Origin of the sequence: Aureimonas pseudogalii (genome assembly GCF_014196835.1) — a bacterium.
Classification (GTDB): domain Bacteria; phylum Pseudomonadota; class Alphaproteobacteria; order Rhizobiales; family Rhizobiaceae; genus Aureimonas; species Aureimonas pseudogalii.
The window spans coordinates 1-16,702 of sequence record NZ_JACIEK010000032.1; the positions used below are offsets into that span (position 1 = coordinate 1).

A 16,702-nucleotide genomic window follows, 5' to 3' on the forward strand; every position below is an offset into this window, starting at 1 on the left:
GACATTCGGCGCTAACCTTCATCAGCCCGCTTCAGTTCGAGAGACAAGCCGCGTAATATCGAAACCGCTCTCCACTTTCCCGGGGTAAGTCCAGTGGGTGCGGTGCTTGGCCATGGCCTTCATCCTCTGAAAGCTCGACCGCACGGTCAATTACAAGAAACCTCCCTGTCCGGCCCAAGGGGCCCACTCCATCGGCATGCAAGATTTAGATGTCGAATGACACTCCGTGCGCGGCTTCCAGTCTCGGAAGATCACTCACAAGGCTCGCTGGTGCGTCATCGCCTCCATGAACTCATTCTGGCGATCGAGCAGAACCAGACGCGGCGATCAACGCAGGATCCGGCTTCCTCGTCAGCCGGTAGCCATCCTTAACAGGGCAACGCCCGCGGTGGCTCACCGCCAGTGCCCGATCAGCATGACCGCCTACGCCGGCCTTTTGCCGGGAGCCGCATCATGACCAGCCCCGACCAGCCCGACGGAGCCCAATGTCCTGTGCCGCTGGAAATCCTCGCACGGCTCCTGCCCGTGAGCGACGAACAAGCCAGGGAAGCGATCCGAAGGTCGGTCGAGCGCCAGCCCGCCGAACTCGCCATCGTCTGCTACGGTCACTCCCACTTGCGCGATCTCGGCTTTTGGATCGCAGCCTTTGGTAGCGAAGCCATGTTGACGCGGACCGCAGGTCAAGTCGGCTGCGTGGTCTTCCACCAAGCCAGACAGATCAGCACCTCCACAACGGCCATGGGAGGCCATATCCGCGGACCGTCCCGCTGGCGCGTTGCGCTTGAGCAGTTCTGGATCCATCTGTCACCATAGCCAATCAGATGATCAATCCAGAGTTCGTCTCCAAATAATAATACATACTTATAAATATATAAGTATCGAATTATAATTTTCTAAGTTCGCGACTGCGACGTATGTTGGATTCAGACGCAAAACACCAAGCATGTGGGCAAGATCTAATTGCACTGCACGACGGCACGTGGTGATGGTGTTCCCCGATCGGTTCGCTGATCCGCTAACCGATCGAACAGGAGCATCCGAAGTGCAAACCGTTCCAGACAGGGTTCAGCAACGTCCGTGCGAGGCGTATCTCCTGCTCGATAAGCCCCGCCGGCAGCGCATGACCGCTTTGTTCGATGCCGGTGCAGCCGACCGACTCATTGCATGGGGGTATGCCAGGCGGATGGAGGGCGGCCTCGGCATCATAGGCGCCGGATTGCTCAACAGGCAGACGTCGTAACGGGAGGACGGTCTGGCTCCCATGGCGGCCCACATCGCCGCGATCGTCGCCGACGTCGTCTTCGATCGGACTCTCCCGGACGAGGATCGTGCGCTCGCGACCGTCCGCCGCTTTCTCACCATGCCGCGGCCCCTTCTTCACGACCACCTCGCCGACATTCATGCCAAGGGACCGAGCTACGGCTTTGGCTTCGCCGCCCAGATTGCTGGCAACCTCAAGGGCATCACCGAGAAGCAGATCGACGGATTCTATGGCCAGGCCGGCACCGCCATCGCCCGGCTCTTCGTCCCTAGCCTTGCCGCTGTCGTCAGTGCCGGCACCCCCACGACCTTCCGGACCCGCGAGCTACGCTCGGGCAAGCTCGACATCTTCCTCTGCATCGACCTCGGCACCTACAACGACTTTCCCGAGCTCGCCCGTCTCGTCACCGGCTCGTTCCTCAACGAGCTCTATCTCGCCAAGGGTCAGGTCGCCCGGCGCACCCTCTTCCTCGTCGACGAAGCTGCCCGCCTTGGCTACAGGCACATGCTCGAGGACGCCCGCGACGCCGGGCGTGGCTTTCAGATCAACCCGATGCATGTTCCAGACGTTCGGGCAGATGGACGTCTACGGCAGGTCGGGCGTGCGCCGTTGGATGGATGTCGCCGCGATCAAGGTCTTCTCTTCGATCGGCGATCCCGACAGCGCCGAGACCATTTCCCGGCAGTGCGGCGAGTTCACCGCGCTCTCGCAAGGCACCAGCACCTCGTCAGGCTCCTCCCGCGGCGAGGTCGCTCGCCGCATGATCCGCCTGGAGGAAATGTGACGCCGCGCGGCGGCGAGCCGCTCATCCTCGTCAAGGGACAGCCGCATATCCGGTGCGGCAAGGCCTTCTGGTTCCGCCGTCCCGGCATGAAGGCCACCCTTGATGCCAGATCGTTCGAACAAGGTTGCACATGAATCCACCCCTGATCCCAAACCGCATCCTGTGGTCCCGTCGGCGCAAGCCTGTGATCGCGATGCTGCTAGTAACGGGGACACTTGTCGTGGGTGCCTTCATCCTGACCTACCGGAGCGGCAGCGGTGAGGACGGCACGGATCGCCTCTCCGCAGCCGAGGCGGCACAGCGTGAGAACACCTTCGCCGGAATGATCGCGCTGCCTCTCGTGGCGTCCGGCGAACGCGATGCTGCCATCGACAGCATGGCCTTGCCGCCGAAGGCGGCGGCCAGCCTCAAGGCGGACCTCGAGGCCGGTCGCAGCGCTCTGGCATGGATCGAGGTCTGGGACGACCAGGCTGCGGACGGCGACCGGATCCGCATTTCGGCGGGCGGCTTCGCTCTCGATCTCGATCTCTACAAGGCCCCCCACCGCTTCGGCATTCCCGTCACAGGCCCCAGCCCGGGTCTTGCGATCACGGGCCTTCACGATGGCGGTGGCGGCATCACCGTCGGCATCCAGACCCTCAAAGGCACCGTGCTGACGCCTGTCATCCGGCCTGGACAGGTGTTGCCCATCGGGCTGCGATGACCGGACGCGTTTTACTTCGACAGCTGGCCGCCGCCGCAGGGGATCATTCTTCTCGCCGTCTGGCTGTTTTCGGTGCTCGGCATCGTACTCCTCGTTGCGACGAGCGCCCTCATGCTCGCCGCCCTCCTCGGCCTTGCCCACGAGCATGTCCTCACCGCTCCCGTCAGCCAGATCAGCGGCTCCAATTCACCCCATTGCTCGTCGCTCGGCATCCCAGCTCTCCCTCATCGGAAAAGCCAACGACATAGAGTCGGGCTCAGGCGCTAACAGGCGCTAGGCGTCCTGAAGGATTGGATGCTGCGCCCGTAAAGTCAGGTCAATTCGCTTCCGCGAGCAGTGGAGCGCGGGCCGGGTAGCCCGAGATCGCCTCGAAGTTGAAGAAGTGCTGGATGGCGAGAGCCGAGGCGCCGCGCGTCCAGGCCTGATCTTGCCAGTCCACGACGACCGGCGGCATGCCCGCGAAGCAGAGCGGCTCGAGTTCCTCCAGAGCCGGTCCGAAGAACGCCGGTCCGTAGCGAACGGCCTCTCCGCCCATCACGATGATGTCGGGTGCGAAGAAGTTCGCGATCTGCGCGACGTGTCGGCCGAGCCGGCGTCCCGCATCCGCGAGCACACTGACAGCGATCGGATCGCCGGCCGCGGCGGCTGCGGCCAAGGATTCCCCGGCGCCCGGACGACCGCCGCCCGTTTCGCCCCAGATCCGCGCCAGCGCCGGGTCGGAAATATAGGCTTCGAGACACCCCAGGCGTCCGCAGTCGCAGAGCCGCCCATTCGGCTCCGACAGGATGTGGCCGATCTCGCCCGCGCCGCCGGAATGTCCGCGGTAGAGCTTGCCGTCGATCACGATCCCGGCGCAGACGCCGCGCCCCACCGCCACCGCCACCAGGTTCTGCCGCATGCGGCCGGCACCGAAGAGATACTGGGCCAAGGCAAAGGCGCTGACGTCGTTGTCCACCCAGACCGGCGCCGCGACCCGGGCCGCCAGCATTTCGGCGAAGGGAACGTCCTTCCAGCCGAACCGATGCAGGAACCGGCAGGTGCCGGTCTGCGCGTCGATGACGCCGGGCAGGCCGAGGCCGATCCCGATCAAGGGACGGGCTCTGGCGCCCGGATGCTCCAGCAGCCTGCCGACGGCTGCGGCGCAAATTTCGACCACCCTGTCGGGCGTCGGCTCCGACAGGGGCAGTTCGACCGTCGTCAGCGGCTCCGTCGACAGATCCGTCAGGACGCCCAGAACCCGGTCCGCCATCAGCTTGAGGCCGATCGCGACGCGCGCCGCATAGGCGATCTCCACTTCGACGGGGCGCCGGCCGCCGCTGCCGGGAAGCATCTTTCCTTCCACGACCAGGCCTTCGCCGATGAGTTCGGCGGTCACCAGCGTCACGGCCCCCGCGCTCAGGCCCGTCTGGACCGCCAGTTCCGAACGGCTCGACGGCCCGTTTCGTCGGAGCCGGTCGAGCACCAGCCGCCGGTTCAACGCCCGGCTCATGCTCGAGTCCCCCTTCAAACGCATGCCGCATCCTTTTTTTAGGCCTTAAAAATAGCGGTTGAAACTTCTTCGCGAAAGAGGCTACCACTTCTTTCAAGCCTCGAATTAAGTAGGCTGCGAATGGGAGGACGAACTCATGACGGATGTGTGCATTCTCAACAGGCGAACCGTCATCAAGGCGATCGCCGGCGGCGTCGGCATTGCCGCCACGGGCGGTCTCGCGGCTCCCGCGATCGCGCAAGGGGCCGAGATCAGCATCATCGCCAGCGAGACCAACCCCGCCGCCGTCGCGGCGCTGCGGGCCGCGGCGGATGCGTTCAAGAAGCAGGGCGGCGCCACCGTCGTCGTCAACAACATGGACATGGAGGCCAACAAGACCGCCATCCGCAACTATCTCGTGGCGGGCGCCCCGGACCTCTGCTTCTGGTATTCCGGCAATCGGATGCGCGCCTTCGTCGAGCGCGGTCTCTTCGAGGACCTGTCCGACCTCTTCGCCGCGCAGAAATACGCCGACGTCCTCGGGCCGACGGCGGGCTCGGTGACCGTGGACGGCAAGCAGTAGGGCCTGCCCACGGGCGGCACGCTCTGGGGCCTCTTCTACCGGAAGGACGTTTTCGCCGAGCATGGTCTGTCGGTGCCGACGACCTGGGACGAATTTCTGGCCTACGGCGCAAAGTGCAAGGCGGCCGGGCTGACGCCGATCGCCATCGGCACGAAGGAGCAGTGGCCCGCCGCGGGCTGGTTCGACCAGATGAACCTGCGCATCAACGGCCTCGAGAAGCACATGGCCCTTATGAACGGGCAGATGAGCTATCTCGATCCGGCCCTGACGCCGGTCTTCGATCGTTGGCAGGAACTGATCGACGCCGGGTTCTTCACGCCGAACAATACGTCCTTCGGCTGGCAGGAAGCCGGCGCCCTTCTCGCCCAGAAGAAGGCGGGGATGATGAATCTCGGGGCCTTCGTGCGCGCCGCCTTCCGGCCGGAAGAGACCGATCAGCTCGCCTTCGCACCGTTCCCGGTGATCGACCCGGCGGTGGGGCGCTTCGAGGACTTCTCGCTAAACTCCATCCACATCCCGTCGGGCGCGAAGAACAAGCAGGGCGCCAAGGAGTTCCTGGCCTTCTGGTACACGGCCGAGCATCTCGCGCCCTATCTCGAGCCGCAGGGCAACGTGCCGCCGCGCAACGACATGCCGGCGAGCCAGGATCCGCTCGTCAACGCCGCGGTCGACATCCTGAAGAAAACGGACGGCACGGCCCAGTACTACGACCGGGATTCCGATCCGGACATGGCGCAGGCCGGGCTCGCCGGATTTCAGGAGTTCATGGCCAAGCCGGAGCGCCGCGGCGCCATTCAGGCGCGCCTCGAAGGCACGCGCAAGCGGATCTACAAGCTCTAGTCCTGTTGTCCTCCCGGACAAGAAGGGGGGGGCGCAGAGCCCAAGCGACAGGCGCATGGCTCCCCCTCGTTTTCCCAACGACCCTCGTTTCCCCAACGAAAGGCGGTCCGACATGCGGTCTTCCTGGCGCCGCCATCGTGAATGGCTCACTCCGACCTTGCTGATCCTGCCGGCCGTCGTGCTGTTCTTCGTGGTGATCCTGTGGTCCGCCGTCGAGAGCGTCTGGATCAGCTTCCACGAATGGGACGGCTTCGGCCCGATGGTGTGGATCGGTCTCGGCAACTACGTCGAGCTCCTCGACGATCCACAGTTCTACGTCTCGCTGAAGAACAACCTGATCTGGCTCGTCGCGTTCCTGGCGGCGCCGCCCCTCGGCCTGGCGCTGGCACTCCTCCTCAACCAGAAGATCCGCGGCATGCGGCTGATGAAGTCGCTGTTCTTCATCCCGCTCGTGCTCGCCTCGGTGGCAGTCGGCGTCGTCTTCACCTGGGTCTACACGCCCGAACTCGGCCTTCTGTCCCTGGTGTTCCGGGCCTTCGGGGCCACCGCGCCCGCCGTCCTCTCGGACGAGCATTTCGTCACCGTCGCCGTGGTGGTGGCGGCGATCTGGCCGCAGATCGCCTTCTGCATGGTGCTCTACCTCGCCGGGCTGAACAATGTCAGCGAGGAGCAGATCGGCGCGGGCCGAGTCGACGGCGCGAGGGGCTGGCGGATGTTGCGCCATGTCGTCCTGCCGCAGCTGACCCAGGTCACCTTCATCGCCATCGCCGTCACCGTGGTCGGAGCGCTGCGATCCTTCGACATGATCTCGGTGATGACGCAGGGCGGTCCCTTCGGCTCGTCCCAGGTCCTCGCCTATCAAATGTACGAGCAGTCGATCTTCTCCTACCGCTTCGGCTACGGCGCGGCGATCGCCACGGTGCTTCTGGCGATCATGGTCGTGTTCATCGCCTGGTACGTGATGCGCATCGTGCGCTTCGAGGAAAAGGGCGTCTGATGTTCCCGCGACCGATCCCCGAGACCGCGCTCTGGCAGCGCCGCTTCTATGTCGTCGCGGTGCTCGCCGTCCTCGTGTTCTGGCTCTGCCCGCTCTTCGCCATCCTCCTCACCTCGCTGCGCTCGACCACCGACGTGATGAGCGGCAACCTCTGGGGCTGGCCGACCGAGTTCGGGCTCGTCGACAACTACGTCGCCGTGTTCACCCAGACGCCGATGGGCCGCTACTTCCTGAACAGCCTCATCATCACCATCCCCTCGGTGCTTGGCGTTCTCGTGCTGTCGACGCTCGCCGGCTTCGTGCTCGCCCGGTTCCGGTTTCGCGGCAACATGCTGCTCTTCGCGCTCTTCGTCGGCGGCAATTTCCTGCCGCACCAGATCATGATGATCCCCGTGCGCGACCTCATGGTTCGGCTCGGCCTCTACGACACGCAGGCCGCCCTGATCATCTTCCACATCGCCTTCCAGACGGGCTTCGCGACGCTCTTCATGCGCAACTTCATCGCCGCCCTTCCCGACGATCTGTTCCAGGCCGCCAGGGTCGAGGGCGCCTCGCCGTTCCAGACGCTTCTCCATGTCGTCCTGCCCCTGGTGCGACCGGCGATGGCCGCGCTGGCAATCCTCCTCTTCACCTTCATCTGGAACGACTACTTCTGGGCCGTGGTGCTCTCCGTCAGCGACACGGTGAAGCCGGTGACGGCGGGCCTCGCCAATCTTCGCGGCGAATACGTTTCCGCCTGGAACCTGATCTCGGCCGGCACGCTCGTCGTCGCCATTCCCCCGGTGGTCATGTTCTTCCTGATGCAGCGCCACTTCATCGCCGGTCTCACCATGGGCGCGGTCAAGGGATGATGCCGGCTGCCCGCTTCGCCGCATCCGACAATCGCAGAGAGTGCCCGCACCATGCCGAGCCTTGAACTCAAGACCGTCGAGAAGAACTACGGCACCTATCACGCCCTTCGCGGCATCGACCTTCAGGTCGAGGCCGGCGAGTTCATCGTCATGGTCGGGCCCTCGGGATGCGGGAAGTCGACGCTTCTCAAATCCATCGCCGGCCTCGAGTCGATCACCTCGGGCGAGATCTGGATCGGCGGGCGCGACGTGACGCGGGCCGAGCCCGACGAGCGCGGCATCGCCATGGTGTTTCAGTCCTACGCGCTCTATCCGCACATGACCGTCGCCGAGAACATGGGCTTCGGCCTGCGCATGGCCCGGCGCCCGAAGGCGGAGATCGAGGCGGCGGTCGCGCGTGCCGCCGGCATCCTGCGCCTCACGGACCAGCTCGACAAGCGCCCCCGGCAATTGTCCGGCGGACAGCGTCAGCGCGTCGCCATCGGCCGCGCGATCACGCGCTCGCCGAACGTGTTTCTCTTCGACGAGCCCTTGTCCAACCTCGACGCGGCCCTGCGCACGCAGATGCGCGTCGAGCTCTCCGGCCTGCATGCCCAGCTCGGAGCCACCATGGTCTACGTCACCCACGATCAGGTGGAGGCGATGACCATGGCGAGCCGCATCGTCGTCCTCAACAAGGGCGCAATCGAGCAGGTCGGCTCGCCGCTCGAACTCTATCGCAACCCCGACAACCTCTTCGTCGCGAGCTTTCTCGGCGCGCCTTCGATGAACTTCGTCCCCGTCTCGGTGGACTCCGTGGATGGCGACGTCGCCATCGTCTCGGCGGCAGGTCTCTCGCCGCTCGCCGTCGCGCTGGAGCCCGGGCACATGCTCGTCAAGGGCGCTCCGCTGACGCTCGGCATCCGGCCCGAAAGCATCGCCGTGGTGGAAGGCCCGGCGCCGAACGCCACCATCGGCGGCCGCGTGCGCCTCGTCGAGCATCTCGGCCGTGAAACGATCCTCTATGTCGACGGCGGCGCGCTGCGCTGCTCCGGCTCGGAAAGCGGAACCGGCGACCTCGTGGTGCAGCTGGGGCAGGTGACCCCGATCGCACCGGACGCAGGCGTCGGCCTGCTCGTCGATCCCGCCGAGGCCTACCTCTTTCATCCGGACGGCCGACGACTGACGGCGCGCAAATCCGTCATCCAACGCTAGTCGCATCAGGAGACATGCTGTCTTGTCCGCCTTGTCCGCCCCCCATACCGCTTCCCCGATTTCCGTCTGGCGCCCGATCGCGACGGACACGTTTCTCGTCGGCGCGCCGCATTATCCCGAGCATGTCGGCGAAGATTACTGGGAGCGCGACGCCGAGCGCATGGCGGCGGCGGGCTTCAACGTCACGCGCCTCGCCGAGTTCGCCTGGCACATTCTGGAGCCGCGCCAGGGCGTCTTCGACTTCGATCTGTTCGACCGCGCCATCGAGGGGCTCGGCCGGCACGGCGTGAAGACGATCCTCTGCACGCCGACGGCGACGCCGCCGCGCTGGCTGACCGTGGCGCATCCCGAGATCCTGCGCGTCGACGTGACGGGACGCCCGATGAGCCACGGCACGCGCCAGCATTGCGACACCGCCAGCCCGGTCTTCCGCGAGCATTCGCGCCGCATCACGAAGGCGATGGCCGAGCACTACCGCGACAATCCCCACGTCGTCGGGTGGCAGACCGACAACGAACTGAACACCTCGATGCCGGAATCCTATTCCGCAGCGACACTGTCGGAGTTCCAGCATTTCCTCCGAGAGAAGTACGGCTCGATCGAACGGCTGAACGCGGTCTGGGGCGGCGATTTCTGGGCCACCGCCTACGACGACTTCGAGCAGATCGTCCTGCCGATGAACTTCGTCCCTGCCTTTCCGAGCCCCGGGCACGTGCAGGACTACCACCGCTTCCTTGCCTTCGCGACGGCGCGCTTCCAGCACGATCAGGTCGAGATCCTGCGAGCCACGAACCCGGGCTGGTTCGTCTTTCACAATCTCGGCGGCATCCGTGACATCGACTTCCGTGGGCCGTTCTCGACCGATCTGGACTTCGCCGGCTACGACATCTACCCGTTCCTCTACGACGAGTTCTTCCGGCAGGGCTCGCCCGCCAAGGCACAGGCCATCCATCTCGACATCTGCCGGGGTTTCTCAGGAAACTACATCGTGCCGGAGCAGCAGTCCGGCTTCGGCAGCCAGCCCGGCTTCTGCACGCTGACGCCCGAGCCCGGCGAGATGCGCCGCATGGCCCTGTCCTCCGTCGCGCGCGGCGCCGACGGGCTCATGTTCTTCCGCTGGCGTCCGGCCCATTTCGGCGCCGAGATCTACTGGATGGGTCTCGTCGACCACGACGACGTGCCGCGTCATCGCTACGAGGAGGCCAGGCGCTTCGCCGGCGAGATGACGGCGCTGAAGCACAAGATCCTCGGCACGCACGTGCGCATGGATGTCGGGATCGCCGGGTCCGACTTCGACAACCAGGAGGCCCACGGAACCTATCCGATCGGCCTGCCGAGCCCGCAGGACGACGGCATCCAGCTCTATCTCCACTGCTACGATCGCGGTGTCGCCTGCGGCTTCATCCACCCCGAGGACGATCTCTCTCCCCTCAAGGTTCTCTACGTGCCGCATTGGGTGATGTGGAAGGACGACTGGACGAAGCGGATCGAAGCCTTCGCCGAGGCCGGCGGCACGGTCGTCATCGGCGCGCGGACCGGCACCCGCGACGAGAACAACCACGTCATCCGCGAGACCGCGCCCGGTGCGTCGTTGACGCGCCTGACCGGTGTCGTCGTGGAGGATTTCGGGCGGCTCGCCGCGCCGGGCGCCGGCGGGCTGTTCGAGGTCATGTCGCGCTCGGGCGGCCTCGTCCAGCCGCCGAACCGCCCCGCCGAGTCGGCGCGCCGCAAGCGCCGCTTCACCCTCGGCAACCACGAGCTCGAGGCCGGCCATTTCTACGAGAATCTGACGATCGTCGGCGAGGGGGTCGAGGTGCTGGCGACCTGGTCGAACCGCTATGCCGAAGGCCGCCCCATGGCGACGTCGAGGCGTGTCGGAAAGGGACGCGTGGTCTATCTCGGCACCTATCTCACGCCGGAGCTGACGCAGGTTCTCACGGACCGTCTTTTCGCCGACGCCGACGTGACGCCGCTCGTGCCGGATCTGCCCGAAGGCGTCGAGGTCACCATGCGCCAGAACGCCGATCGCCGGCTTCTCTTCGCCCAGAACTGCACGAACGAAGGCCAGACCGTCGCCGGCGTGGCGCCCGGGCGGAACCTTCTCGACGGCGAAAAGCGGCATGCAGGCACGCTTCGCCTCGAACCTTACGGCTGTGCGATCATCGAGATCGGGTAGGCCGTCGAGCTCGGTCCGCGGTCTTGATCGTGAAACCCCTGGGGAAGGGCTCTGCGACCGAAGCGGCCCTGCCGAAGCAGTCGGACGGCGATCGACCCAACAACGACACCGAAGGAGCGGTCGGGACTTCTGCGATGCGGACAAGCCAGCCATGACCCAACGCTCCGCCCCTGCGAAGACCTATCATCAGGTTTCACCGAACCGAAGCTGCCCCGCATTCAGGAAGCAGGTCTTGTTGAAGGCTGCCATGGCAACCGGGTTGGGCAGGCGAACGTCGTCCCTTGTCGGCAGCCCGCCTTGGGCCACGCCGAAACGGCGATCAATCTGGCTGAGGACGGCGAGTACGGCACCCTGCGTTCGGGAGAGGCGATGCAATACGTCCACTTGTTCGCCAAGCGGCGACTTGCGCCGATCTTGGTCGAGTATCTGTAGGTAGTCGATGACGGCCACCGTACCACGCGGTGCCCTTTCGAGATGGTCGGCGATGGTGCCCGCGCTGACGTCGTCGGACGCGCCGATCTCTATGACACCTGTCGACTGCGTCGTCGCCGATCCCGCAATGCCACCACGCAGCCTATCGAATCGCGCTCGCCTGTCGGCCTGCTTGTACTCCAGCGTGAAGAACACCGCTCTACGCCCGCACTGGATTGCCTCCAGGAGAAGTCGCAGCCCCGGCAGCGTCTTGCCCTGGCCGGGACGAGCCTCGATCAGAAGGAGATCGCCCTCGGCAAGGTGCGGGAAAGCCAGGCTTGCGGGTCGACGTCGTTGAGCTTGGCGGTGTTGATGAGCGTCGCCATGGCGGCGGCGCGGTTCGCCCCCGCGCTCGGAGCCGGCGAAGAGCCAAGCCTTGCGACCGAGAGCAAAACCTCTGAGGGGGCGCTCCGCGCGTTGTTCGTGAGACAGATCCGGCCATCGTCGAAGAAGCCGGTAAAGTGCTCCCAGCGTCGCATCATGTCGTCGATCGGCTGGGCGACTTCGGCCACCAGCGGCGCACTGTGTTCCTGGCGAACGCGCAGTCGCTCGGCCGCGTCTCGGCCGTTGATGGTGCGCTCGATCGCGCATAGGGCATCGATGCGCTTCACCGCCTCCAGCGCGATCGGCGAGATCGCCGCGGTCTTGTTCGGCCTCCGCACCTTGGCGGCGATGTCGGCGAGTTGGAAGAACTGCCGGCGCGAATGCGCCCAGCACGACGCCGGCGTGATGGGGCCGGGCGAGCGCGATGTCTCGTAGAGGCCGTTGTAGCCCGCGTAGGCATCGGCTGCAGGATACCCGCCCAGCCCTTCAGATGCCGCTCGGCATGCTCGGCGGTGCGGTCGCGCGAGACGTGGCAGAGAGCCGCCGGCGGAGCGGGACCGCCGAAGGGACGATCGTCGCGCGCATAGGTCCAGATCCGCCCTATGACGGTCTTGCCCTTGGCCAGGATCGGCACGGTGGTGTCGTCGCCGTGCAGACGCTCGGCGGCGAGGACGTGACGTTCGATCAGAGCATGGGGCGGGCGCAGGACGCTCGTGCCGATGCCGACCTTCTCGAACAGGATCGTCGCCAGAAGGTTGGGGCCGAGGAAGCCCCCGGGTGTGACGTGGAATGGTGCGGGTGGCTGGGTGATCCCTCGCAGTCGCGACAGGTGAACTTCTCCCGGACCGTCTGGACGACCTTCCACCGGCGCGGGATCACGCTCCAGCGTCTCGGTGACGTCCTCGCCCAGCTTGCGCAGCCGATTCGAGCCGCAGCACCTGCAGGCGGTCGGGGCCGGCACGACGACGCGCTCGCGGGGACGATGTTCGGGAAACGGCTTGCGACCGCCCCGACGCGGACGCTCGAAGATGGCGATCGTCGTGGTCTTCGCCGCAGCCTCTTCGGCCGCGATCTCGTCCTCGCTCAGAGCTGCCTCGGCGTCATCGAGCTGAAGCTCCAACTGATCGAGAAGGCGAGCCGTGCGCTCGGAGCGGGTGCCGTAGAGCTCTCGGCGGAGCTTCTCGATCTGACGCTTCAGATGGCGATGACGGCCTCGATGCCGGAGGCCTTCGCCTCCGCATGAGCCGCCTCGGCTATGGCATGGGGCGCACCGGTCTCCGCTTCCACGCGAGCGGTACGCTCGGCGAGGATCATCGCGTGCGCCTCGGTCAGGCTGGAGGCAAGATCGGCGACGCAGGGCATGGGCAGGATGGGATCACATCCAGCGCACCGCGCAACCCCGAAACACTGCCCGTCCCCGGAGGACGCGATCAGCCGACCGCGGGCGGACGCCAGGTTCGCTGCGGGTTGCGCCAGTCGATGCCTTCCAGACGATAGCCCATCTGCGCCGGGGTGATCGACGCCACCCCATCAGCGGGTGACGGCCATTGAAAGCGTCCACGCGCCAGCTTCTTCGTGAACGGGCACGCGCCCTCGCCGTCGTGCCAGATCACTTCGAGAAGATCGCCGCGTCGCCCGCGAAACCAGAACAGATGGCCGCTCAGGGGATTGCGCCGGAGCACGACTCTGACCCGAAGCGACAGCCCAGGGAAGCCCTTACGCATGTCGGTATGCCCGGTCGCCAGCCAGACCTGCACGCCGGCAGGGATCGGGATCATCGCATCGCTCTCAGGATGGCGGATGCCAGCATTGGCGGCGTCGAGGGCGGAAACCGCATCCGTCCGCCGTTCGGCAGTTCCACCACCACCATCCGGTCTCGTCATCCTGCACGGCGCAACCAGGAGGCGCCGCGATGACCGCAGGGACGAAGGCCGGTGCCGACACGACCCCATGGCGCTCATTCCGAAACGTCCGCAGCCACGTCCCCAACTGCGAGCGGGAAATCCCGTGACGGCGAGCCGTCGCCGACACGAAGCGAGGAGCCGAAAGGCTCTCCATCATGATCCGGCGCTTCCCGCCCTCGCTCCAACGCCGACGCCGACCCGTCTCAACGATCTCCCAACCGCTCGAAGGCATTGTGCTTATGGCTGTCCATACGCGCAATGTCTTACCCCACCGGTCAGTTCGGAAGGCGCCTCACGCCGGATGCGTACGTTTCGGATTGATCCTGTCTCCGCATCGGAAATTCTTGAATACTTGTTTCTGCTAGGACGGAAACCGTAGGTCTACATGCGTCAGTACAGCCGATGTCTACGTTCGCGTCGCGACGGCGAGATCGGCGAGGTCGAGTTCCTCCTCCACGACGTGGAACGCGTCGTCGCCGATCGTGCCGTCGCGTCGCAGCTCCAGAAGACGCGTGCGCCGCGCCGCCAGTGCCTTGGCGCGCAGTGCCTTTCCCGGCGGGGTCGGGCGCCCGTCGCCCTCGCTCGCCTCCTGCGCCACGCGGCGCTCGAAGGCCAGTTCCTCGCGCAGGATCGCGCCGCTCGGCGTCGTGTCGCCGGCGACGATCGCGAGCCCGGCCTCGGCCGTCGCGATGCGCGCCTGCCGGATCTCGCGCTCCACCGGATCGGCCTCTTCCAAATGCAGCGCCATCACGAGCGGGCGCAGGGTCAACCCTTGAATCACGAGCGTGCCGAGGGTGACGGCGAAGGCGCAGAACAGCAGCATGCCGCGCTCCGGGAAGTCGGCCGGCAGCGCGAGGGCGGTGGCGATCGTCACGATGCCGCGCGTGCCCGCCCAGCCGACGATGAGGCCGGTGCGCCAGTCCGGCAGCGTGGTCCCGTCGATCCGCGGCGCGCCGCTTCGTTTGATCTGCCACCGGCTCCAGAAAGCGGCCGCCAGTGTCCAGACGAGGCGCACGCCGATCACCCCGGCGAGAACGGCGGCGCCGACGATCGTCCAGCGTCCGAGCTCGTCCGCGGGCGCCGCGGCGATCACCGGTCCGAGTTCCAGGCCGATGAGGAGAAAGGCCAGAATGTTGAGCACCACCACCGCGGTCTCCCACACCGCGAAGGACGGGATGCGCAGTCTCGCCGTCTGGTAGGCCGAGGGCAGCCGCGCGAGCGTCATCGCGTAGATCACGATCGTCAGGATCGGCGACATGCCGAGCCACTCGGCCGCCACCCAGACGCCGAAGGTCGAGACGAACTGGAAGATGATGGAGGACGGCGCGTCCTCGATGCGCCGGGTGATCGACCCGACCGCGAAGGCGAGCACCAGCCCGGCGACGACGCTGCCGACCAGCGACAGGAGGAAGGCGGGCGCGATCACCTCCGCCCCGACGCCCCCGCCGGACGCCACCGCCGCCAGCGCGAGCCGGTAGATGAGAAGGGTGGACGCGTCGTTGAGAAGCGCCTCGTTGCGCAGGATCACGGCGACGCGGTGCGGCAGCTTCACGTCGCGCAGCACCGTGGTGGCGGCCACCGCGTCCGGCGGCGCCACGATCGCGCCGATGGCGATCGCCGCGGCCCAGGGAATGGTCGGCACGAGCCAATGGACGACGAGAGTCACCGCCGCCGTCGTCAGGCCGACGGCGATCAGCGCCAGGCTGACCACCGCGCCCCAGTTGCGCTTGAGGTCGCGCAGCGACGTGTCATAAGCGGCATCGAGCAGCACCGGCGCCACGAACAGCGCCAGCACGAGCGACGGTTCGATGGGAAATTTGACGTGGAACGGCGCGAGCGCGATGGCGATCCCGACCAGCGCGAGGAGCACGGGGTAGGGCAGGTGCCATCGCCGCGCCAGGCCGAGCATGAGCACGCCGACCGCCAGCATGGCGAGGATGGTCTCGAACACGATCATGGGCGCTCGCGGGTTGGAATGCGAGCGTGGCACATAGAACCTCCGGCGTCATCGACCATCCTTCGACGATCCCGCTCCGCGACGGGGGCTCTCGCGCAACGATCGACGGCGCCGCGATGGAGGATCGTCACCGCGGCGGCCATCCCGCCGGGGCGGCCCGTGCCGCCATCCCGGGCGTTTCGAAATCGGCGGGCTTCTCGCTCGATTCCTTGACCGGTGGCCGGAGCCGCCAGGCGCAGAGGAGACTGCCGATACCCGCCAAGACGGCGACCCAGCCCCGCGGCCGCGGCGTGTCGTCGGCGAGCAGCCCGACCAGCGCCGAGACGGCGCCCGCGCACTCGGAAAACTCCGACATCGCGCTCGCGATCGAGTTGGCGACGACCAATCCGTTCATCGACACGAAGACGAAGAGCGAGATCAGGAGGCCCCAGAGGCCGCCCCGCCCCATCGATGCGCTCACCGCCAGAACGAGACCGCAGGCCGAGAGGCCCGTGTAGCCGATCTTTGAGCAGCCGCAACCGAAGCGCACCACGAGCCGGACGTTCACGACGTTGGTCGCCATGATGCCGAGGATGCCGACCGCGAACAAAGGCCGTAGTGCAGCGGCGGAACCCGGTGGTCTGTGATGTCGGCGAAGGGCGTGGCGGGGCGTAGGGGGCAGATAGAGGTCGGTGGAGATGGGGGCGAACCCCGTGAGGGCCGCGAGAATGGCGAGAACGCGCAGGCCATGCTCCTGCGCAGCCGGCTCCGCGACATCCGCCACGCCGTGACGGGTCGTCGCCGCGCGAGGGCCGCTGCCCGCCGTGGTGCCTTCATCGGCGATGCCATGTGTCATGTCGCTCTCCACCGCGGGGCGGACGCCGCCGCCCCGCGCGTTCGAGAAGCGGGCGGTCAGTTGCCGGTGGTCGCCAGGAGGGCCGCGGGATAGCGCTCGCCCTCGATCGCGATGGCACGCGCGGCGGTCTCGATGGCCGCGAGGTCGCCGGCGGTCAGGGTGACGTCGGCGGCGCCGAGATTCTCCTCCAGCCGATGCAGCTTGGTGGTGCAGGGGATCGGCACGATCCAGGGCTTCTGGGCCAGAAGCCAGGCGAGGGTGATCCGCCCCCATTGAAATGGTCCGCCCTGCAGTATGGCTTTTGGAGCCTGAAGGAGGACGGACATGGCAAGACGCCCCAAGCCCGAAGAGATC

At 66.5% G+C, this 16,702-nt stretch carries 14 protein-coding genes and 3 pseudogenes; 9 read left to right on the forward strand and 8 right to left on the reverse strand.

The window, feature by feature from the left end; all coding sequences use genetic code 11:
- Positions 1 to 453: 453 nt before the first annotated feature.
- From GGR04_RS22995 to GGR04_RS23005, 4 genes and pseudogenes are all read left to right on the forward strand, one after another.
- Positions 454 to 813 (forward strand): hypothetical protein, encoded by a 360-nt coding sequence (locus GGR04_RS22995; RefSeq protein ID WP_183202841.1) that lies wholly within the window; start codon positions 454 to 456, stop codon positions 811 to 813.
- Between the two features lie 547 nt (positions 814 to 1,360).
- Positions 1,361 to 1,807: pseudogene (locus tag GGR04_RS24660) on the forward strand (type IV secretory system conjugative DNA transfer family protein); the annotation flags it as partial.
- Positions 1,808 to 1,874: 67 nt separating this feature from the next.
- Positions 1,875 to 2,045: a hypothetical protein gene (locus GGR04_RS24665; RefSeq protein WP_376769890.1), complete on the forward strand. Its 171-nt coding sequence runs from the start codon at positions 1,875 to 1,877 to the stop codon at positions 2,043 to 2,045.
- Between the two features lie 220 nt (positions 2,046 to 2,265).
- Positions 2,266 to 2,748 carry a hypothetical protein gene (locus GGR04_RS23005; RefSeq protein ID WP_210291949.1) on the forward strand — a complete coding sequence of 161 codons (483 nt, stop codon included), beginning with the start codon at positions 2,266 to 2,268 and terminating at the stop codon, positions 2,746 to 2,748.
- 316 nt (positions 2,749 to 3,064) lie between these two features.
- On the opposite strand, the gene GGR04_RS23010 is transcribed toward GGR04_RS23005, so the two are convergent.
- Positions 3,065 to 4,237: an ROK family protein gene (locus tag GGR04_RS23010; RefSeq protein ID WP_183202847.1), complete on the reverse strand. Its 1,173-nt coding sequence runs from the start codon at positions 4,235 to 4,237 to the stop codon at positions 3,065 to 3,067.
- 136 nt (positions 4,238 to 4,373) lie between these two features.
- Between GGR04_RS23010 and GGR04_RS23015 the strand changes: the two are divergent.
- The 5 genes and pseudogenes from GGR04_RS23015 (at position 4,374) to GGR04_RS23035 (ending at position 10,857) form a co-directional block, all read left to right on the forward strand.
- A pseudogene (locus tag GGR04_RS23015) lies at positions 4,374 to 5,639 on the forward strand (ABC transporter substrate-binding protein).
- A 112-nt stretch (positions 5,640 to 5,751) separates the two neighbouring features.
- A complete protein-coding gene (locus GGR04_RS23020) occupies positions 5,752 to 6,636 on the forward strand; it encodes a carbohydrate ABC transporter permease (RefSeq protein WP_183202849.1) in 885 nt (294 codons plus the stop codon).
- Positions 6,636 to 7,487, forward strand: coding sequence for a carbohydrate ABC transporter permease (locus GGR04_RS23025; protein ID WP_183202850.1), 852 nt, complete (start codon positions 6,636 to 6,638; stop codon positions 7,485 to 7,487). The genes GGR04_RS23020 and GGR04_RS23025 overlap by 1 nt, the downstream gene beginning before the upstream one ends.
- 51 nt (positions 7,488 to 7,538) lie before the next feature.
- Complete coding sequence (locus GGR04_RS23030; protein WP_183202852.1) at positions 7,539 to 8,681, forward strand: ABC transporter ATP-binding protein; 1,143 nt, start codon at positions 7,539 to 7,541, stop codon at positions 8,679 to 8,681.
- A 31-nt stretch (positions 8,682 to 8,712) separates the two neighbouring features.
- Positions 8,713 to 10,857 carry a beta-galactosidase gene (locus tag GGR04_RS23035; protein ID WP_183202862.1) on the forward strand — a complete coding sequence of 715 codons (2,145 nt, stop codon included), beginning with the start codon at positions 8,713 to 8,715 and terminating at the stop codon, positions 10,855 to 10,857.
- A gap of 186 nt (positions 10,858 to 11,043) precedes the next feature.
- On the opposite strand, the gene GGR04_RS23040 is transcribed toward GGR04_RS23035, so the two are convergent.
- The 7 genes and pseudogenes from GGR04_RS23040 to GGR04_RS23070 all read right to left on the reverse strand — a co-directional run.
- Positions 11,044 to 11,604, reverse strand: a complete 561-nt coding sequence (locus GGR04_RS23040) for a DNA helicase (protein WP_183202864.1) — start codon at positions 11,602 to 11,604, stop codon at positions 11,044 to 11,046.
- Positions 11,565 to 12,966, reverse strand: a pseudogene (gene tnpC / locus GGR04_RS23045) (IS66 family transposase). Before tnpC ends, GGR04_RS23040 begins: the two are co-directional and overlap by 40 nt.
- 116 nt (positions 12,967 to 13,082) lie before the next feature.
- Positions 13,083 to 13,430, reverse strand: coding sequence for an IS66 family insertion sequence element accessory protein TnpB (tnpB, locus tag GGR04_RS23050; RefSeq protein ID WP_183202854.1), 348 nt, complete (start codon positions 13,428 to 13,430; stop codon positions 13,083 to 13,085).
- A 10-nt stretch (positions 13,431 to 13,440) separates the two neighbouring features.
- The gene (locus GGR04_RS23055) at positions 13,441 to 13,788 is read right to left on the reverse strand and encodes a transposase (protein ID WP_312857513.1); all 348 of its coding nucleotides are present in this window, start codon (positions 13,786 to 13,788) and stop codon (positions 13,441 to 13,443) included.
- 174 nt (positions 13,789 to 13,962) lie between these two features.
- Positions 13,963 to 15,513, reverse strand: a complete 1,551-nt coding sequence (locus GGR04_RS23060) for a cation:proton antiporter (protein ID WP_183202856.1) — start codon at positions 15,511 to 15,513, stop codon at positions 13,963 to 13,965.
- Between the two features lie 127 nt (positions 15,514 to 15,640).
- On the reverse strand, positions 15,641 to 16,348 hold the full coding sequence (locus GGR04_RS23065; RefSeq protein ID WP_183202858.1) for an MFS transporter: 708 nt from the start codon (positions 16,346 to 16,348) through the stop codon (positions 15,641 to 15,643).
- A 56-nt stretch (positions 16,349 to 16,404) separates the two neighbouring features.
- Positions 16,405 to 16,702, reverse strand: a 298-nt coding sequence (locus GGR04_RS23070) for an aldo/keto reductase (protein ID WP_183202860.1), incomplete at its 5' end; no start/stop codon positions are given.